The following is a 17,777-nucleotide window of genomic DNA, read 5'->3' as shown; positions in this document are numbered from 1 at the left end:
TCATTGTGACAGTAGAACTGTCACGGTCGTCAAGTCGTCCGTGGCCCCAAGGCCGACCGGGCGGCGAAGATCAGCAGCAGGGGCAGCAGGACCGACAGCGCGAGCACGATCACCAGGACAACGGCCAACGGGGAGTCGGTACGGAGGTGGTGCGCGTGGAAGACCAGGTGCGGCGCCGAGAACAGCAGGTACGCGACCAGAGCCAGCACCACGATCCGCAGTTCGAACCACACCGCGGCCGCGATCACCACCACCGCGATCCCGAGCGTGGCCCCGCCGAAGTCGCGGAAGAGGTGCTCGCTGTACGGCGGGGTCCAGTCGACCGTGGGGACGTCATTGTAGAAGCTGGCCGGGAACAGCGCGGTCCACAGTCCGAGGACCACCTGGATCGCCGCGAGCGTGATCAGACCGGCCCGGACGACGCCCCTCACGATCGGACGGCCAGGCGCAGGTAGTCCGCGAAGGTGGTGCGTCCGTACGGCGCGCCGTCGGCGAGCAACGCGCCCGCGGAGTACGCGCGGAACGCCTTACCAGGAAGGCGAAGCGGGACGACCGGTCGACGTGAACCACGCGCCTCCTTCCATGCGTGGGCCAGCTCGACGGCGGATCGTTGCTCTGGGCCACCGATATCCGCGACCCGGTCGGCCGGGTCGCCCGAGGCCAGTTCGGTGAGCCGTTCGGCGACGTCCTCGACCGCGATCGGCTGCAGCTTGCCGGCCGGGGCGAGCAGGACGGGGAGAAAGCGTTGCGCCGTGAACACCTCGTCCACCAGGTTGTGGAACTGGGTCGCCCGCAGGATCGTCGACGGTACAGCCGACGCCTGGACGAGCCGCTCGGCCTCCACCTTGGCCCGGTAGTACGCCATCGGGACCTGCTCGATGCCGACGATCGAGATCAGTACCAGGTGTGGCGTGCCGGCCGATTCGAGGGCCCTGAGCAACGTTTTCGTCTGCTCGGCGTCGGCGCTGCGGCGGCTGGTCGCGAGGTGGACGACGACGTCGGCGCCGTCGACGGCCGGCGCCAGTCCCACTCCGGTCCCGAGATCGCCGGTGACCAGGCCCGGGCCGCCGCGCCGGCTGAGCACCCGCACGTCGTGACCGGCCGAGCGCAGCCGCTCGACGGTGGGCCGGCCGAGGGTCCCGGTCCCGCCGGTGACGAGGATGGTTCGCATGGTGGTTTCCTTTCGTTCACCAACCCTGACCCGACAGCCCGCCGAAACGTGACACCTGCCCGGCGGCGTACCCGAGTTTGTCCGGATTCATCGCGAACTCCAGCCCCACCACCTCGTCGTCCGCGAACGTGACGAAGCAGATCGCGAGCACCCCGTCCGGGCCGACCGCGACGATCGCGGGCTCGCCGTTCGCTTCGGCGAAGTACGGCACCACGCCTGCGCCGAAGCGCTGCAGGGTCCCGATCAGGTACCGGGCGACCTTCGTCCGGCCGGTCACGGGTCGGCGGGCCGCGTTCGCCTTGCCGCCGCCGTCCGCGCGGGACACGACGTCCTCGGCCAGCAGACGTTCGAGTTCGGCGAGCTCGCCGAGTTGTGCGGCCGCGAGGAACCGCTCGACGAGCTGCCGCCAGCGATCGCGGTCCACGTCGGCCCCTGTCCGGGGCTCCTGGGCGACCCGCTTGCGCGCTCGTGAATGCAGCTGCCGCGCGTTGATCTCCGTGGTCCCGACCAGCTCGGCCACCTCGCGATGCGAGTACCCGAACGCCTCCCGCAGCACGTACGCCGCGCGCTCGGCCGGGCCGAGGCGTTCGAGGATCGTCAGCAGCGCGAACGAGACCGACTCGCGCTCGGTGGCGAGGTCGAGCGGTCCTGGTTCGCGGAGCCCGGTGAGGACCGGCTCGGGCAGCCACTCCCCGACGTACGTCTCCCGGCGGGCCCGGGCGGACGTGAGCCGGCTGAGGCAGAGGTTGGTGACCGTCTTCGCGAGGAACGCGCCCGGGTCGTCGACGTCGTCGTGGTCCACGGAATGCCAGCGCAGCCAGGCGTCCTGCAGCACCTCCTCGGCATCCGTGACGGTCCCGAGCATCCGGTACGCGATGCCGAACATCCGTCCGCGCTGCCGCTCGAACTCCTCGACCACCTCGGCCCCGACGTCACCCCGCCATCCTCGCAGCCGCCGCGTGGTCAGGTGCGGAAGGTGTCGGCCGCCGCCTGGATCTGGTCGTGGAACGTGCGCCAGCCCTCGTCGTCGAGCGCATCGGAATCGGCTCCGCCCTTGCCGTCGATCAGCTCGCGGACGATGTCCAGATGGCCCGCGTGGTGAGCGGTCTCGCCGACCATCCGGATCAGCAGCACGGCGAGCGTGGTCGACCGAGCGCCCTCGGGCCAGTGCGCCACCTCGGCCGGCGCGTCCAGGTCGAGCTCGTCGATGGTCCGGTCGGCGTGCTCGCAGGCGCGCCGGTACAGGCCGATCAGGTACTCGCTCGACTCCGACGGCAGCGGCCACATGTCGGCACCGTCCCAGATCGACCCGTCCTCGACCCAGGCCAGCTTCTCTCCGGCGGATCGGCCGAGGCAGCCGCCGAGGTAGCTGTACTCGAGCCCGGCGAGATGCTTGACCAGGCCGAGCAGATTCGTCCCCGACGGCACCAGCGGCCGGCGCAGGTCGTACTCTCCGAGGCCGTCCAGGTTCGCCAGGATGGCCGCGCGGCTCTCCCGCAGCTTCTGGTGCAGCTCCGCCTTGATGTCTGTCATACCCGCGGACGTTAACGCAGCCCGCGGACAGTTCTCAGCCCGGCGCTCCTGGCGGCACGAACCGCAGCCCGCTGGGCGCGCCCCGCTCGATCAGATCCAGCAGCGCGTCGGTGTCGAGGTGTTCGTCGATCGCGTCCGCCAATCGTTCCAGCCGCTCCTCCCGCAGTCCCGCGAACGAGACCGACCCGTCCGGCGCCCGCTTCCCGGTCAGCCCGGCCACCTCGGTGAGGAACGCATGCCGCGCGGCGTCGTCGTCCAGCAACCCGTGCCAGATCGTCCCCCACGTCGCGCCCGCCCGGCAGCCACCCGGGAACTCCTCCGCGTCCCCGACCACCCGCACCACCCCGTGGTGGATCTCGTACGCCGTGGGCGCGGGCCGGGCCAGCGTCTTCTCGACCGCGAACTCGGTTGCTACCGGCAACAACCCGAGCCCGTCGTGCCGGCCACCACCTTCGACCCCGTACGGATCGTCGATCACCCCGCCGAGCACCTGGTACCCACCGCAGATCCCGAGGACGGGCCGATCCGCCGCGACCCGGGTCGCGACCGCGTCGGCCAGTCCGGTGGACCGCAGCCAGGCCAGGTCGGACGTGGTCGCGCGGGATCCCGGCAGGACGACCAGGTCGGCGTCACGGACCTCGGCCGGGCTCGCGGTGAAGAACACGCTCGTCGTCGGTTCCACCGCGAGCGCGTCGAGGTCGGTGAAGTTGCTGATCCGCGGGAACCGCACCACCGCGATCGTCAGCACCTCCGAATCCGCCGTGGTCCGCCGGGCCGGAATGTCCAGCGCGTCCTCGGAATCCAGCCACAACTCGGGCAACCACGGCACCACGCCGTACGTCGGCCGGTCCGTCACCGAGGTCAGCATGTCGATACCGGGCTGCAGCAACGAGACGTCCCCGCGGAACTTGTTCACCACGAACCCGCTGATCAATCGCTGGTCCTCGGGTGAGAGCAGCGCCACGGTGCCGAACATCGAGGCGAACAACCCGCCCCGGTCGATGTCCCCGACCACGACGACCGGCGCGCCGGTGTGCTGAGCCAGGCCCATGTTCACGTAATCGGACTGGCGCAGGTTGATCTCCGTCGGACTCCCCGCCCCCTCGCTGATCACCACGTCGTACCGGGACGCGAGATCGTCGTACGCGGCGAACGCGGCCTTGGCGAGCTCGGCCCGCTCGGTCAGGAAACCGCGCGCACTGAGCTCACCCCACGGTTCACCGAGCAGGACGACGTGGCTGCGGCGGTCGCTCCCGGGTTTGAGCAACACCGGATTCATCGCGGCCTCGGGCTCCGCACCGGCGGCGACGGCCTGGATCCACTGCGCCCGGCCGATCTCGGCACCGTCGGCACACACCATCGAGTTGTTCGACATGTTCTGCGCCTTGAAGGGAGCAACCCGAACCCCCCGCCGCCCCAGCCACCGGCAAACCCCGGTCACCAAAGTCGTCTTCCCAGCATCAGAAGTAGTCCCAGCAATCAACAACGAACCCACCCCAAGATCCTAAGCGCCCCACCACCCACCACCCACCTTGAGCACCACCCAGCCACCGATCCCGACTTTGAGCACCGGCCGGCCACCGATCCCGACTTTGAGCACCGGCCAGCCGCTGCACGTTCGCCTCTCCCGACCACCCCGCGCACAAAGTCGGCCAGGAGCCGCCGCCCACCCACCACCACGCCGACTTTGAGCACCGGCCAGCCACCCGAGTACTCCCCTCCCGACCACCCCGCGCACAGAGTCGCCCGCTGGCCAGCGCCGACCCCGGTACCGGCTGTGCTCAAGCGGAGCGAACGGCCAGCCGCGGTTGCCGACGGCCGCGGGGTCGCCGACGGCTGACGACTTGACTGACGGCTGACGGGGTTTCCTGGCCGATGGCGCGCTGCAGCGCGCCAGTCATCAAACAACCCGCCAGCCACCCACGACCACGCCGACCTTGAGCACCACCCAGCCATCCCCGAAGCCACCACCCGGCCGGTACGTACACAAAGTCGACCAGGAGCCGCCGCCCACCCACCACCACGCCGACCTTGAGCACCACCCAGCCACCCGCGTACTCCCCTCCCGACCGCCCCGCGCACAAAGTCGCCCGCTGGCCAGCGCCGACCCCGGTACCGGCTGTGCTCAAGCGGAGCGAGCGGCCAGCGGCCGGCCGCGGGTTGCCGACGGCCGCGGGGTCGCCGACGGCTGACGCGTTGCTTGACGGCTGACGCGTCGTCAGACGGCTGACGAGTTGTTTGACGGCTGACGGTGTTTCTTCGCCGATGGCGTGCTGTAACGCGTCAGCGGTCAAACAACCCGCCAGCCGCCCACCACCACGCTGACCTTGAGCACCAATCAGCCAACCCGATGTCGCCTTTGGGCATCAATCAGCCACGCGAGTACTTCCCTTCTGACCACCTCGCGCACAAAGTCAGCCCGATGGCCAGCGCCGACCCAGGTAGCGGCGCCGGGAGGCGGTCGATCGGGTGCCCGGGCGGGTGGCGGGGCGACGCCAGTTGGCGAGCATCATCGCGAGCGGGTTGCTCGACGGCTGACGGGGTTGCTTGGTCGATGGCGTGCTGCAGCGCGCTAGGCGCCAGACAACCCGCCAGGCGCCCACCACCGCGCCGACCTTGAGCACCAGCCAGCCACCCACGTACCAACCACGTGGCTGGTGTGTGCACAAAGTCGGCGGTGCCCGCACCGGCGGTGGCGACCCCGTACCGGCGGCGGTGCCCGCACCGGCGGTGGCCCGTGCCTGCGGTGGCCCGTGCCGGCGGTGGCGGCGGCCCGTGCCGGCGGTGGCTTGGGTCAGTCGTTGGGGTTGGGGTTGGGGTTCTGGTTGGGGGTGGGGTCGGGTGGGGGGTTTTGTTCGTCGGGTGGGAGGACTGGGGTGATGCGGCGGCCTTGGGCGTCGACGCTGGGGAGTCTTGGGGAGGTGCCTTGGAAGCGGCTTGCCGACGCGCGCTCACGGGCGGACAGCGGCTTCGCTACGTTCTCCAACGACTGCTGCTCGGCGTCCACCCCGAAGAACCACGCGATCAACCCGCCCACCAGCATGACCGCGGCGCCGATGATGTAGCCGACCGTCAGCGGCCCGCGGGCGGGGTTGTCGCCTTCGCCGATCAGCGACGCGAACAGGAACGGCGCCACCACGCCACCGGTCAGCTGGGAGATCGCGAAGAAGAACGAGATCGCCTGGCCGCGGAGTTCGATCGGGAAGATCTCGCTCACCGTCAGGTACGCCGAGGACGCTCCCGCCGACGCGAAGAAGAAGACCACGCACCACAGACCGGTCAGGCTCAGCGCGTTCAGCGCACCGGCGTTGAAGAGCAACGCGGTGACGAACAGCACGACCGCGGAGACCGAGTACGTGGCCAGGATCATCTTGCGCCGGCCGATCGTGTCGAACAGGTGGCCGAGCAACAACGGTCCGGCCAGGTTGCCGAGGGCGAACGGGAAGAAGTACAGCGCGATGCTCGAGTCGTTCAGCCCGAAGTACGACTTCAGCACCAGCGCGTAGGTGAAGAAGATCGCGTTGTAGAGGAACGCCTGGGTGACCATCATCGAGAAGCCGAGGAACGACCGGCTGCGGTAGTCGCGCAACATCACCCGGGCGATCTCGCGGTACGTCACCGGCGGGTAGTCGACCACGTTGATCGCCTCGTCGTCGCCGACCTTCCGCAGTTCGCCGCCCTGCCGCCGGACGGTCTCCTCGATCCCGTCGACGGTCCGCTCGGCCTCCTCGACCCGGCCGTGCGTCATCAGCCAGCGCGGGCTCTCCGGGATATGCCGGCGCAGGTAGATGATCATCAGGCCCATCACCGGCCCGATCAGGAAGCACAGCCGCCAGCCCCATTCGATCGGGACCAGGTCGTCGTTGAGCAGCACCAGGCCGACCGCCGACCCGATCAGCGCGCCACCCCAGTAGGTGCCGTTGACGCCGATGTCGACGCGGCCGCGGTACTTCGACGGGATCAGCTCGTCGATCGCGGAGTTGATCGCGGCGTACTCACCGCCGATCCCCATCCCGGCGACGAACCGGCACAGCGCGATCGACCAGAAGTCCCAGGTCAGACCGGCGGCGCCGGAGGCGATCAGATAGACGAGCAGCGTGATGATGAACAGGTTCCGCCGGCCCCACTTGTCGGTCAGCCGGCCGAACACCAGGGCGCCGACGACCTCACCGGCCAGGTAGATGGAGGCGAGCAGCCCGACCTGGGCGGTGGTCAGCCCGAGCGTCTGCGGCTCCTTCAGCACGTTGCCGACGAGCGAGACGAGCTGGATCTCCAGGCCGTCGAGGATCCAGGAGACGCCGAGCCCGACGACGATCATCCAGTGGAACCGGGTCCACGGCAACCGGTCCATCCGGGCCGGTACCAGGCTCGGTATCGCCTTGCCCTCCTCCAGAGCATGATCGGTGCTGCTCATCAGCGGCTCCTCTGATCTGTGAAATTGTCCTCAGGCCCGGTCCCCGCCCGCCGAGAACCAAAACCTGGCCCGGGTTCGGCGGCTGGCTAGAGTGACGGCATGGACAACGAGTTCCGGGTCGTCGACAACCCCTCCCTGCACCGGTACGAGGCGCGTGATGCCGACGACAACCTGATGGGCTTCGTCGACTACCGCCGGACCGAGCGCGCGATCGTCTTCCGGCACGCGGAGACCCTTCCGGAGTACCAGGGCCGCGGCGTGGCCGGGCGGATCGCGGGGCAGTCGCTCGACGAGGCGCGCGCGGCCGGACTGCGGGTGAAGCCGGCCTGCCCGTTCTACCTCGACTACCTCTCCAAGCACCCCGAGTACGCCGACCTGGTGGAGGCACGGTGACGGTCCCGGCCATGGGCAAGCTGGAGTGGCGCCCTGCCGCCGAGGTGCCCGAGTTGCTCGGCGAACCGGTCCGCGCCGCCCTCGGCGATCGACCCGGGTACGCGGTCGCCATCGACCCCGCGCTCGCGGACACGGCCACCTTCTGCGCGGAGTACGACGTCCCGATGGCCGCCTCGGCGAACTGCGTCGTCGTGCACGGCAAGCGCGCCGGCGAGTCCACGTACGCCGCGGTGATGGTGCTCGCCACCCACCGGGCGGACGTGAACGGGGTGGTCCGCAAGCACCTCGGTGTCCGGAAGATCTCGTTCGCCGCCCAGGACGACGCGGTGAGCCGGACCGGGATGGAGTACGGCGGCATCACCCCGATCGGGCTGCCGACGGACTGGCCCGTGCTCGTGGACGAGGCCGTCGCCCAGGCCGGACCGGTCGTCATCGGCAGCGGGATCCGCGGGTCCAAGGTGCTGATCGACGGTGCCGAGCTCGCCGAACTGCCGACCGCGACCGTACTCGCGCTCGGCTCGCCCGCCTGATTACTCCCGCCGGGCGCCCGGGACCGCTAGCATCGGTCGGGTCTTGGGTGAGAGGCTGCTTCGGCCTGCCCTCGAATGGCTGGTACTACCTGGGGAAGGCGGGGTGACCGTGGCTGGCGACGACGGCGGGCCGACCGCACTGCGGATCATGCTCGGCGGTCATCTCCGGCGGATGCGCGAGGCGGCCGGGATCAGCCGGGCCGACGCGGGCTGGCAGATCCGCTCCTCGGAGTCGAAGGTGAGCCGGATGGAGCTCGGCCGGGTCGGCTTCAAGGAACGCGACGTCAAGGACCTGCTCGCGTTCTACGGACTCCGCGACGAGCGCGAGCGGGACCGGCTGATGGAGCTGGCCCGGGCGGCGAACAACCCCGGCTGGTGGTCCCGGTACGGCGACGTGATGCCGGCCTGGTTCGCGAACTACGTCGGCCTCGAGGTCGCCGCCAAGCTGATCCGGACGTACGAGGTGCTGTTCGTCCCCGGGCTGTTGCAGACCGAGTCCTACGCGCGGGCCGTGGTCCAGCTCGGCCGGTCGTACCTGCCGAAGGAAGAGATCGACCAGCGCGTCGCCCTGCGGGTGGAACGGCAGCAGATCCTCACCAGGTCGAACCCGATCAAACTCTGGGTCGTCATCGACGAGGCGGTCCTGCACCGCCCGATCGGCGGCCGGGACGCGATGCGCGAGCAGATCGAGCACCTGCAGGCGATGGCCCGGCTGCCGAACATCACGTTGCAGGTGATGCCGTTCAGCAGCGTCGGGTACCCGAGTGCCGGTGGTGCGTTCAGCGTGCTCCGGTTCCCCGAGGGCGACCTGCCGGACGTGGTCTACATCGAGCACGCGGCCAGCGCGCTGTACCTGGACAAGATCGAGGACCTGGACGAGTACGCCGCGATCATGGACGCGCTCAGCATCGCCGCCTCGCCGGTCAACGACACCCAGAAGGCGCTGCATGAGGCGCTCGCCCGGATGTCCTGACCGGGACGAGCGCCTCCGCCCTCACTCCGCGAGGCTGAGGTCGACCTTCAGGTTGCCGCGGGTCGCGTTGGAGTACGGGCAGACCTCGTGCGCCTTCGCGACCAGCTCCTCGGCGACGGCCTTCTCGACCCCGGGCAGGGACACGACCAGGGCCACCTCGAGTCCGTAGCCGACGCCGTCCGCGATCGGCCCGATGCCCACCTCGGCGGTGACGGTCGAGCCCTCGGCGTCCTGGCGGGCCTTCCGCGCGACCAGCTTCAGCGCGCTGTGGAAGCAGGCCGCGTACCCGGCGGCGAACAGCTGCTCCGGGTTCGTCCCCTCGCCGGTGCCGCCCATCTCCTTCGGCGGCGCGACCACGACGTCCAGCTTGCCGTCGTCGCTCGCGGCGCGGCCGTCACGGCCGCCCTCGGCGGTGGCGCGCGCGGTGTACAGAACCTTCTCGACTGCGATGGTCATGCAGGAATCTCCCGGTGTTCGAGGGGGTGGGATGGGTGGATCAGCGGCTGGGGTCGAGCAGGAGCTTGCCGACGGTCTTGCGGGCGCGCATGTCCTCGTGCGCCCGGGCGACCTCGGACAGCCCGTACTCCCCGCCGACGACCGGGTGCAGGTCACCGGCCAGCGCGAGGTCGAACAGCTCACGCAGCGGATCGGCGAGCAGCGCCGGCTCCCGGAAGCAGTCCGCGAGCCAGAAGCCGGCGATCGTCTTCGAGCCCTTCATCAACCGGCGCGAGTCGATCGGCTGCGCGGGCTCCCGGGACGCGGCACCGAAGGTGACCAGGCGGCCGAACCGGCCGAGCGCCTCGAACGACTCGTCGAACGTCCGGCCGCCGACCATCTCCAGCACGATGTCGACCGGCCGGCCGGCGTTGGCCGCGAGGATGCGGTCCTTCAGCCCATCGGGGTCGCCGTCGATCGCGGCGTCGACGCCGAGCGCGAGAACGCGGTCCCGCTTCTGAGCCGAGGACGCGGTGGCGATCACGCGACCGGCGCCCCACAGCTTCGCGAGCTGCACGGCGAGCGATCCGACGCCCCCGGCGCCCGCATGGACGAGGACGGACTCGCCGGCGCGGAGATGGGTCGACGTCTTCAGCAGGTGCCACGCGGTGGTGCCCTGTAGAACGAGCGCGAGCGCGTCGCCGTCGCTGACACCTTCGGGTACGTCGAACGCGTACGGCGCCTGGGCGACCGCCTTCTCCGCGTACCCACCCGAGCCGACCAGCGCGACCACGCGCCGCCCGTCCTCGGTCCGGCCGACGACCTCGCCACCTGGGATCAGCGGCAGCGTCGCCTTGGCCAGATAACTGTTCTCGACCTGATGGGTGTCTGCGTAGTTGATGCCCGCCCGGCCGACGGTGACCAGTACCTGACCCTCCGCCGGAACCGGCTCGGCGACATCACTGACAGTCAGCACCTCGGGGCCACCGAACTCGGTGATCTGCACGGCTCGCACGACTCTGCGCGTCCCTTCCACGTCGGCTTCTCTACGTTGTACTATACACCGTACGTTAGGAGGGACGAGGATGACGCCGGCCAAGACCCGGACCCCGCGGAACACGCTCAGCGCCGAGCTGATCGTGCGGACCGCGCTGGACCTGATGGAGACCAAGGGACTCGACGCGTTCAGCCTGCGCGGAGTGGCCGCGGCCCTCGGGGTCGGGCCGATGGCGCTGTACACCTACTTCCGCAACAAGGACGACCTGTACGACGCGGTCCGCGACCACCTGATGGCGCTGGTCCCCGACGTCCCGGCGGACGTGCCGTGGCCCGACCAGGTCCGCGCCGTCTGCCGTGGCCTGCGCACCCTGATGCTCGAACATCCTTGCCTGGCGCAACTACTCTCCGGGCGCCCGTTGAGCGGCCACGAGACCGCGCGGACCGCGGAGGGTCTGCTCGGCGTCCTGCGCTCGGCCGGGTTCGACAAGGAGACGGCCGCGCGGACCCATACGACGTTGTTCACCTACGTGCTCGGATCGACGTCGTGGGAGATCCAGATGGCGGCCGAGCGGCGTGACCCGGACGCGTGGCGGCGGCTGCGGACGACGATGGAGTCGCTGTCGTCGGCCGAGTTCCCGACCGTGGTCGGGCTGGCGCCGGAGCTGGCCCGGACCACCGGCGGCGACGAGCAGTTCGACTACGGCCTGGACCTGTTGCTGGCCGGCCTGGAGGCGAAGGTCAGAAGACCAGCGTGACGATCGCGATCACACCGATCACCACGATCAGGGCGCGCAAGGCGATCGGCGGCAACCGGCGGCCGTAACGGGCGCCGAGGAAGCCGCCGATGGTGGAGCCGACCGCGATCAGCGCTGCGGCCAGCCAGTCGACATCGGCGACGATGATGAACAGGATCGCGGCGACGGTGTTCACCACGGTCGCCAGGACGTTCTTCAACCCGTTCATCCGTTGCAGGTTCGCGTCCAGGCCGAGCCCGAGGATCGCCATCAACAGGACACCCTGGGCGGCGCCGAAATATCCGCCGTACACCCCGGTGAGGAACACCGACGGCATCACCCACCAGGCGCCGCTGTGGGTGTGGGTGGGGACGCTGATCCACTTCGACAGCCAGGGCTGGAAGGCGACCAGGACACAGCCCAGCAGGATCAGCACCGGCACCACCGCGTGGAACGCGGAGTCGGGGAGCGTCAGCAGCAGCACTCCCCCGACGAGGCCCCCGAGCAGTGACGCCGGGACCAGCCGGATCATCCGGCCGCGCTGGCCCGCGAGTTCGCGCCGATAGCCGATCGCGCCGGCCGCCGTCCCCGGCGCCAGCCCCACGCTGTTGCTGACGTTGGCCAGCACCGGAGGGATGCCGACGGCAAGCAACGCCGGGAAGGTCAGCAGTGTCCCCGACCCCACCACGGCGTTGATCGTGCCCGCACCCGTTCCCGCCAGCAGAACGAACAGCGCTTCGTACCATGTCATTGTTGTCAGACTCTACGCAGCGGTCCCGCGCGACCGCGCATCCGTCCAGTCGTTGGGCGGCCGGACGGTCCCCCGGACAGCAGCCGGCCCGGCTACCGAGGACTGGTAGCCGGGCCGTTTCTGCGTCTGTCGGTCAGCGCTCGACCGGCGGTTCCGGGGACGGCGGCGGGGTCGACTGCTGCGGCGCGGCCTCCGGCGCGGAGCCGACGGCGGGCGGCGGGACCTGCGAGCGCGAGCTGACCGCGGCGTTCTGCGCGGCGGCGATCGCTTCCTGGACCGCGTTGTCGGCCTCGGCGACGGCCGCGTCCGGCGCGGCCTCCTCCAGCTCCGGGGTCACGTCCTGCGGCTGCTCCCACTGGCCGTCGGCCTTCTGCGGGATCCCGGCGATCTGGCCGACGGCGCTGCCGAGACCCTCCATCGCCTTGCCGATCTCGCTCGGGATGATCCACAGCTTGTTCGAGTCGCCCTGCGCGATCGACGGCAGCATCTGCAGGTACTGGTAGGCCAGCAGACCCTGGTCCGGCTTGCCGGCGTGGATCGCGTTGAAGACGGTGGTGATGGCCTGCGCCTCACCCTGCGCCTTCAGGATCCGGGCTTCCCGCTCGGCCTGCGCGCGCAGGATCCGGGACTCCTTGTCACCCTGCGCGGTGAGGATCGCGGACTGCTTCTGGCCCTCGGCCGACAGCACGGCCGACTGCCGCATACCTTCGGCGGTGAGGATCGCGGCGCGCTTGTCGCGGTCCGCGCGCATCTGCTTCTCCATCGAGTCCTGGATCGACGGCGGCGGGTCGATCGAGCGGAGCTCGACCCGGTTGACCCGGATGCCCCACTTGCCGGTCGCCTCGTCCAACACGTACCGGAGCTTCTCGTTGATCTCCTCGCGGCTGGTCAGCGTCTGCTCCAGGTCCATGCCACCGATGATGTTCCGCAGCGTGGTCATGGTCAGCTGCTCGATCGCCTGGATGTAGTTGGAGATCTCGTACGTCGCGCGCACCGGGTCGTTCACCTGGAAGTAGATGACGGAGTCGATCGACACCATCAGGTTGTCCTCGGTGATGACGCCCTGCGGCGGGAACGCGACCACCTGCTCGCGCATGTCGATCGTGTAGCGCACCTTGTCGACGAACGGGGTCAGCAGGTTCAGGCCCGGTTGCAGGCCCACCTTGAACTTGCCGAACCGTTCCACGATGCCGACGGTCTGCTGCTGCACGACCCGGACGGACTTGACCAGTGTGACGATGACCAGCAGGGCGACCAAGGCCAGCACTATCAGGAACGCGGTCACGTGACCCCTCCACTCGAACGATCAGGGACGGACAGTCTTTCCTATCGACGGGCCACTGCCCGGCACGGTTCCGTCACGATCCGGCCACACGACAACGGGGCGTCGAGGCAACGATGTCCTCGGACTTCGAGCCTACTGGTCGCGCGGTGGCTGATCGAGTTCCGGCTGCTCGAGTCCGAGCGGTTCGCCGATCGGGTACACCACCGCGGTGGCGCCGTCGATCGCCATCACCTCGACCCGGGTGCCGGGGCTGATCGTCGACATCTCGTCGTACGGGCGGGCCGTCCACAGCTCGCCGCCGAGCTTGATCGAGCCGCCGCCGTCGGGGTGGATCTCCTTCACCACCACGCCACTGCGGCCGATGACGTGCTGCGAACCGGTCTTGATCTCGACCCCGTGATGGATCTTGCGGACCAGCAGCGGACGGATCGCGGCCAGCATCGCGGCCGCCGTGATCAGGCCGATCACGATCTGCAGCCACAGCAGTCCCGGGAACACCACCGCCACGCCGGTCGCGGCGAGCGCACCGGCCGCCAGCATCAGCAAGGTGAAGTCCAGCGACGCGAGCTCGGCCAGACCGAGTACGACGGCGATCCCGAGCCAAGCCGCCCAGACGTTGTCCCGCAGCCAATCCATCATTTCCCAAGCCTATCCAGGAACCGGACCTCCGGCAGGTCCACAGCCCCTGGGACGCACCGGCTCCCCGCCGGGATTCCCGAACTGTTACCCGCAGGAGAAATCCGCGCCTCTTTCGAGACGGAGAGGTCCAGCTGATCAGCAGGAGCTCAGAAAGCGCGCGCGGTGTACCGGCCGGCCACGTGGTCCAGGGCCAGCGGCATCTCGAAGGTCTCGCTCAGCGTCTCGGCGGTGAGCGCCTGCGCGATCGGACCGGCGGCGACCGTGCGTCCGCGCTTGAGCAGCAGCGCGTGGGTGAATCCCGGCGGGATCTCCTCGACGTGGTGCGTCACCAGCACCATCGAGGGTGCGCCCTCAGCGGTCGCGATCGAGCTGAGCGACCGGACCAGCTGTTCGCGGCCACTGAGGTCGAGACCGGCGGCCGGCTCGTCGAGCAGCATCAGCTCGGGGTCGGTCATCAGCGCGCGGGCGATCTGGACCCGCTTCCGCTCGCCCTCCGACAAGGTGCCGAAGGTGCGGTCCGCGAGGTGGCCGATGCCGAGCTCGGTCAGCAACTCCTTGGCCCGCTGGTGATCCAGCTCGTCGTACTCCTCGTTCCAGCGGCCGAGCACGGCGTACGAGGCGGAGACCACCACGTCGGACACGGCCTCGGCCCGCGGCAGCTTGTCGGCCAGGGCCGCGCTGGTCAGGCCGATGCGGGGCCGGAGCTCGAACACGTCGACGGCGCCGAGTACCTCGCCGAGCAGGCCGACGACCCCGGTGGTCGGGTGCAGCTGGGCCGCGAGCACCTGCAGCAGCGTGGTCTTGCCGGCGCCGTTCGGGCCGATCACCACCCACCGGTCGGTCTCGTCGATGGTCCAGTCGATGCCGTCCAGGAGACGGGAGTCCCCGCGAACGATCGTGACACCGGCCAGCTCCGCCACAGCAGTCATGCAGCACAACCTACTGGGGCGCCGCACGCGCCTCGCGAGGACCCTGCTGGTGTCGGACCGACACCATGAGGGTGGGAGACTGGCGGGCGTGCTGACCACTGCCGCCTCGGTCCGGTTCACCGTCTGGACGAACGCGATGCTGACCGGCGCCTGCGATCCGGACACGGCCGCGCACCGGATCCTCGGCGACGACGTCGGCCACCACGTCTCCGGCCTCGCGGCCCACCCGACGCCCGCCACGTTGCCGGTCGCGCTGAACCTGCTGCGCGCCGCCGGAGCGAAGCAGGCGTTCCTCGCGTTGCCGATTCCCGGCGACCCGATCGGCCTGGCCGGGCCGCCGTCCTTCAACGAGTCCGCGCTGGAGGCCGGTGAGGCGGTCGTGCTGGCCGGCGCCGAGATCGGCCTCGTCCCGGCGTACGTCGGGCCGGCGGTGCAGTGGTCCGTACTGCCGGCGGCGAGCCCGTCGCCCGCGGACTTCGGCGAGGCGGATCGTGGTCTGCGGGCCGCGTTGATCCAGGCCGCCGACTCGCTGGCCGAGCTGGACGTGGCCAAGTGGAAGCCGGAGATCGCGGACGCGCTGATCGACATCCGGAAGATCGGTTCGGGCAAGGGCGACGACCTAGCCCCCGGGTACGAGCCGCGCGCCGTGAAGACGGCGGCGACGGCGCGGCGGTGTCTGGCGATCGCGGACGCGGCGTTGGACGACGACGGCGCCGCGATCACGGGCGCCGACGCGGACGCACGCCGCCGGACCCTGCTCGAGCTCGCCGCCGCGGCCAGGCGCGCGCTCGTCGCGGCATGTGGACCGCCCGTCTCGTTCTGACGGGTCCTTGGGTAGCGTTTGCCCTGCCATGACAGGACAGGCTGAGCAACAGACGCCCCCGCTGGACCGCCCGACGCTGCTGGTCACCCTCACCGGGGAAGACCGGCCGGGCCTGACGTCCGCCGTACTGTCGACGCTGGCCGGCCGCGGCCTCGAGGTGATCGACGCCGAGCAGGTCGTGCTCCGCGGTCATCTCGTCCTCGGCGTGCTGCTGTCGGCACCGCGCGACCACAAGCAGCTGAAGAAGGAGCTCAAGGACCTCGGTGAGCGGCTCGGCGTCGACATCGACGTCAAGAAGGGCTTCGGCGACAACGAGCCACGGCGCAAGGGCCGGACCCAGGTCACCGTGATCGGCAGCCCGCTGACCGCGCAGGGCTTCGCCGCGATCGCCGGCCGGATCGCCGACACCGGCGCGAACATCGACCGGATCAGCCGGATGGCGCGGTACCCGGTCACCGCGGTGGAGATCGCCGTCTCCGGCGCCGACACCGACGCGCTGCGGACCGTGCTCGCGCTCGAAGGCGTCCGGCAGGGCCTGGACGTCGCGGTCCAGGCGGGCGGGCTGTACCGGCGCGCGAAGCGGCTGATCGTGATGGACGTGGACTCGACCCTGATCCAGGGCGAGGTGATCGAGATGCTGGCCGCGCACGCGGGCCGGCTGGACGAGGTCGCCGAGGTGACCGAGCGGGCGATGCGCGGCGAGCTCGACTTCGCCGACTCGCTGCGGCACCGGGTGGCCGCGCTGGCGGGGCTGCCGGCCTCGACGCTCGACGAGGTGCACGGCGCGATCCAGCTCGCGCCCGGCGCCCGGACGATGGTGCGGACGCTGAAGCGGCTCGGGTACCAGTTCGCCATCGTCAGCGGCGGGTTCAGCCAGATCACCGACAAGCTGGCCGCCGACCTCGGCATCGACTACGCCGCCGCGAACGTGCTGGAGATCGTCGACGGCAAGCTCACCGGCCGCGTCGTCGGCGACATCGTCGACCGGGCCGGCAAGGCGGTCGCGCTGCGCCGGTTCGCCGAGTCGGCCGGTACGCCGCTGTCCCAGACGGTCGCGATCGGCGACGGCGCCAACGACCTCGACATGCTCGCCGCCGCCGGGCTGGGCGTCGCCTTCAACGCCAAGCCGGTCGTCCGCGAAGCCGCCGACACCCACCTCAGCGTCCCGTACCTGGACACGATCCTGTACCTGCTCGGCATCTCCCGCGAAGAGGTCGAAGCCGCCGACGCCGACCCGGCCTAGCGCAGCTTGCCGATTTTCGCCGCCGGCGGCGGGACGACCGGCGTCTTCTGACCGAAGCCGCGCAGGATCACCCGGACGTTCAGCGAGGATCCGTCCTTCGACCTGACCACGTATTCGATCCGCCGCGGCACCTCGTGCGCGTCGACGGCCACCGAGACGTTGAGCGTGCCGACCGCGTCGCGGATCATCGGCCAGGCGAAGAACTCCCCCGCCGCCTTGCGCGGATCGACGGTGAAGATGTACTCCTGCCCCGCTTCGGTGGCGTCGACGGCGGGTTGCCCACCCCGCTGGAAGCTGGTCGCGTGGGTCGCCCCGCCGAGGACCTGGTACGACAGTGCCAGCCCGATCACCGTGTCCGCGATCTCGTTCGCGTCCCGCTCGGCCCGGCTCTTGCCCTTCGGGTTCAGCCGCACCCACGGCCGGCGGCTGCTCCCGGTGAGGCTGTCGTCCTCGAAGTAGGTGACTCCGCCCGACCGGATCACCAGGGGTACCTCCTTGGTGCTCGCCGAGAGGTCGGCGGAGGTGCCGGTCAGCCGGACGTTCGCGCGGTAGTCGAGGTCGGTGTACCGCCTGTCGCCCCCGCGTTCGATCAGCAGGACCTCGACCTGGAAGCTGCCCTTCTTCTTCAGCGCGGCGAGCGTCCGGTTCGCCAGGTTCGCCTTCGTCAGCTCGGCCGGAACCGGGGACGTCACTGCCGGCGTCGGCGTCGGGCTCGGGGTGAGCACCGCCGGCGCGGCCGCCGGAGCGCCGCCGCAGCCGGACAGCGCCAGAGCCGACGCCAACAGGCAGGGAACGATGAAACGCACGGGGTACTCCTCCTGGTGTGACGGTCGCCGGTGCGGGGCGGCGCCAGATCATCACACGGAGAGGACCCCGGCGGCACCGAACGACGATTGCAACTTGCTGCAATCCCGACCGAAATCGG

The 17,777-nt window shown here is 70.3% G+C and carries 19 protein-coding genes; 6 read left to right on the top strand and 13 right to left on the bottom strand.

The annotated features are described in order from the left end of the window. Positions 1-29: 29 nt before the first annotated feature. From FB561_RS25170 to FB561_RS25145, 6 genes are all read right to left on the bottom strand, one after another. Positions 30-431, bottom strand: coding sequence for a hypothetical protein (locus FB561_RS25170; protein WP_145810894.1), 402 nt, complete (start codon positions 429-431; stop codon positions 30-32). Further along, complete coding sequence (locus FB561_RS25165; protein WP_145810892.1) at positions 428-1,171, bottom strand: SDR family oxidoreductase; 744 nt, start codon at positions 1,169-1,171, stop codon at positions 428-430. The genes FB561_RS25170 and FB561_RS25165 overlap by 4 nt, the downstream gene beginning before the upstream one ends. 16 nt (positions 1,172-1,187) lie before the next feature. Then, complete coding sequence (sigJ, locus tag FB561_RS25160; protein ID WP_238335044.1) at positions 1,188-2,090, bottom strand: RNA polymerase sigma factor SigJ; 903 nt, start codon at positions 2,088-2,090, stop codon at positions 1,188-1,190. 44 nt (positions 2,091-2,134) lie between these two features. Then, positions 2,135-2,704 carry a DinB family protein gene (locus FB561_RS25155; protein ID WP_145810890.1) on the bottom strand — a complete coding sequence of 190 codons (570 nt, stop codon included), beginning with the start codon at positions 2,702-2,704 and terminating at the stop codon, positions 2,135-2,137. Positions 2,705-2,738: 34 nt separating this feature from the next. Then, complete coding sequence (locus FB561_RS25150) at positions 2,739-4,199, bottom strand: cobyric acid synthase (RefSeq protein ID WP_145810888.1); 1,461 nt, start codon at positions 4,197-4,199, stop codon at positions 2,739-2,741. A 1,299-nt stretch (positions 4,200-5,498) separates the two neighbouring features. After that, complete coding sequence (locus FB561_RS25145; RefSeq protein WP_145810886.1) at positions 5,499-7,118, bottom strand: MFS transporter; 1,620 nt, start codon at positions 7,116-7,118, stop codon at positions 5,499-5,501. 99 nt (positions 7,119-7,217) lie between these two features. On the opposite strand from FB561_RS25145, the gene FB561_RS25140 reads away from it, so the two are divergent. From FB561_RS25140 to FB561_RS25130, 3 genes are all read left to right on the top strand, one after another. Beyond that, positions 7,218-7,511: a GNAT family N-acetyltransferase gene (locus FB561_RS25140; protein WP_145810884.1), complete on the top strand. Its 294-nt coding sequence runs from the start codon at positions 7,218-7,220 to the stop codon at positions 7,509-7,511. After that, positions 7,508-8,041: a YbaK/EbsC family protein gene (locus FB561_RS25135; RefSeq protein WP_145810882.1), complete on the top strand. Its 534-nt coding sequence runs from the start codon at positions 7,508-7,510 to the stop codon at positions 8,039-8,041. Before FB561_RS25140 ends, FB561_RS25135 begins: the two co-directional genes overlap by 4 nt. 148 nt (positions 8,042-8,189) lie before the next feature. Then, positions 8,190-9,014, top strand: coding sequence for a helix-turn-helix domain-containing protein (locus FB561_RS25130; protein ID WP_145813351.1), 825 nt, complete (start codon positions 8,190-8,192; stop codon positions 9,012-9,014). Between the two features lie 21 nt (positions 9,015-9,035). Here FB561_RS25130 and FB561_RS25125 read toward each other — a convergent pair whose 3' ends face one another. Next, positions 9,036-9,470: an organic hydroperoxide resistance protein gene (locus tag FB561_RS25125; RefSeq protein ID WP_145810880.1), complete on the bottom strand. Its 435-nt coding sequence runs from the start codon at positions 9,468-9,470 to the stop codon at positions 9,036-9,038. Between the two features lie 40 nt (positions 9,471-9,510). Continuing rightward, the gene (locus tag FB561_RS25120; protein WP_145810878.1) at positions 9,511-10,464 is read right to left on the bottom strand and encodes a quinone oxidoreductase family protein; all 954 of its coding nucleotides are present in this window, start codon (positions 10,462-10,464) and stop codon (positions 9,511-9,513) included. A 70-nt stretch (positions 10,465-10,534) separates the two neighbouring features. Between FB561_RS25120 and FB561_RS25115 the strand changes: the two genes are divergently transcribed. After that, on the top strand, positions 10,535-11,203 hold the full coding sequence (locus tag FB561_RS25115; RefSeq protein WP_145810876.1) for a TetR/AcrR family transcriptional regulator: 669 nt from the start codon (positions 10,535-10,537) through the stop codon (positions 11,201-11,203). Here FB561_RS25115 and FB561_RS25110 read toward each other — a convergent pair. The 4 genes from FB561_RS25110 to FB561_RS25095 form a co-directional block, all read right to left on the bottom strand. After that, positions 11,187-11,933, bottom strand: coding sequence for a sulfite exporter TauE/SafE family protein (locus FB561_RS25110; protein ID WP_145810874.1), 747 nt, complete (start codon positions 11,931-11,933; stop codon positions 11,187-11,189). The two genes, FB561_RS25115 and FB561_RS25110, sit on opposite strands and share 17 nt — an antisense overlap. A gap of 133 nt (positions 11,934-12,066) precedes the next feature. Continuing rightward, a complete protein-coding gene (locus tag FB561_RS25105) occupies positions 12,067-13,218 on the bottom strand; it encodes an SPFH domain-containing protein (RefSeq protein ID WP_145810871.1) in 1,152 nt (383 codons plus the stop codon). Positions 13,219-13,350: 132 nt separating this feature from the next. Continuing rightward, the gene (locus FB561_RS25100; protein ID WP_145810870.1) at positions 13,351-13,857 is read right to left on the bottom strand and encodes an NfeD family protein; all 507 of its coding nucleotides are present in this window, start codon (positions 13,855-13,857) and stop codon (positions 13,351-13,353) included. 146 nt (positions 13,858-14,003) lie between these two features. Beyond that, positions 14,004-14,786 carry an ABC transporter ATP-binding protein gene (locus tag FB561_RS25095; RefSeq protein ID WP_145810867.1) on the bottom strand — a complete coding sequence of 261 codons (783 nt, stop codon included), beginning with the start codon at positions 14,784-14,786 and terminating at the stop codon, positions 14,004-14,006. A gap of 88 nt (positions 14,787-14,874) precedes the next feature. On the opposite strand from FB561_RS25095, the gene FB561_RS25090 reads away from it, so the two are divergent. Next, positions 14,875-15,609, top strand: a complete 735-nt coding sequence (locus FB561_RS25090; RefSeq protein WP_145810865.1) for a hypothetical protein — start codon at positions 14,875-14,877, stop codon at positions 15,607-15,609. Between the two features lie 28 nt (positions 15,610-15,637). Next, the gene (gene serB, locus FB561_RS25085) at positions 15,638-16,852 is read left to right on the top strand and encodes a phosphoserine phosphatase SerB (protein WP_145810864.1); all 1,215 of its coding nucleotides are present in this window, start codon (positions 15,638-15,640) and stop codon (positions 16,850-16,852) included. On the opposite strand, the gene FB561_RS25080 is transcribed toward serB, so the two are convergent. Further along, the gene (locus FB561_RS25080; RefSeq protein ID WP_145810862.1) at positions 16,849-17,658 is read right to left on the bottom strand and encodes a hypothetical protein; all 810 of its coding nucleotides are present in this window, start codon (positions 17,656-17,658) and stop codon (positions 16,849-16,851) included. The genes serB and FB561_RS25080 overlap by 4 nt on opposite strands. Between the last annotated feature and the right edge of the window lie 119 nt (positions 17,659-17,777).

The sequence above is a fragment of the Kribbella amoyensis genome (genome assembly GCF_007828865.1).
In the GTDB taxonomy this organism is placed as follows: domain Bacteria; phylum Actinomycetota; class Actinomycetes; order Propionibacteriales; family Kribbellaceae; genus Kribbella; species Kribbella amoyensis.
The sequence above is the reverse complement of the archived record's forward strand: the minus strand, read 5'-3'. Positions and strand labels throughout refer to the sequence as shown.

Bases quoted from the DNA above. Each gene is read 5' to 3' on its own strand.
- FB561_RS25115 (WP_145810876.1), top strand. From the start codon at position 10,535: ATGACGCCGGCCAAGACCCGGACCCCGCGGAACACGCTCAGCGCCGAG.
- FB561_RS25095 (WP_145810867.1), bottom strand. From the start codon at position 14,786: ATGACTGCTGTGGCGGAGCTGGCCGGTGTCACGATCGTTCGCGGGGAC.
- serB (WP_145810864.1), top strand. From the start codon at position 15,638: ATGACAGGACAGGCTGAGCAACAGACGCCCCCGCTGGACCGCCCGACG.
- FB561_RS25155 (WP_145810890.1), bottom strand. From the start codon at position 2,704: ATGACAGACATCAAGGCGGAGCTGCACCAGAAGCTGCGGGAGAGCCGC.
- FB561_RS25100 (WP_145810870.1), bottom strand. From the start codon at position 13,857: ATGATGGATTGGCTGCGGGACAACGTCTGGGCGGCTTGGCTCGGGATC.
- FB561_RS25145 (WP_145810886.1), bottom strand. From the start codon at position 7,118: ATGAGCAGCACCGATCATGCTCTGGAGGAGGGCAAGGCGATACCGAGC.
- FB561_RS25125 (WP_145810880.1), bottom strand. From the start codon at position 9,470: ATGACCATCGCAGTCGAGAAGGTTCTGTACACCGCGCGCGCCACCGCC.
- FB561_RS25110 (WP_145810874.1), bottom strand. From the start codon at position 11,933: ATGACATGGTACGAAGCGCTGTTCGTTCTGCTGGCGGGAACGGGTGCG.
- FB561_RS25130 (WP_145813351.1), top strand. From the start codon at position 8,190: ATGCTCGGCGGTCATCTCCGGCGGATGCGCGAGGCGGCCGGGATCAGC.
- FB561_RS25165 (WP_145810892.1), bottom strand. From the start codon at position 1,171: ATGCGAACCATCCTCGTCACCGGCGGGACCGGGACCCTCGGCCGGCCC.
- FB561_RS25140 (WP_145810884.1), top strand. From the start codon at position 7,218: ATGGACAACGAGTTCCGGGTCGTCGACAACCCCTCCCTGCACCGGTAC.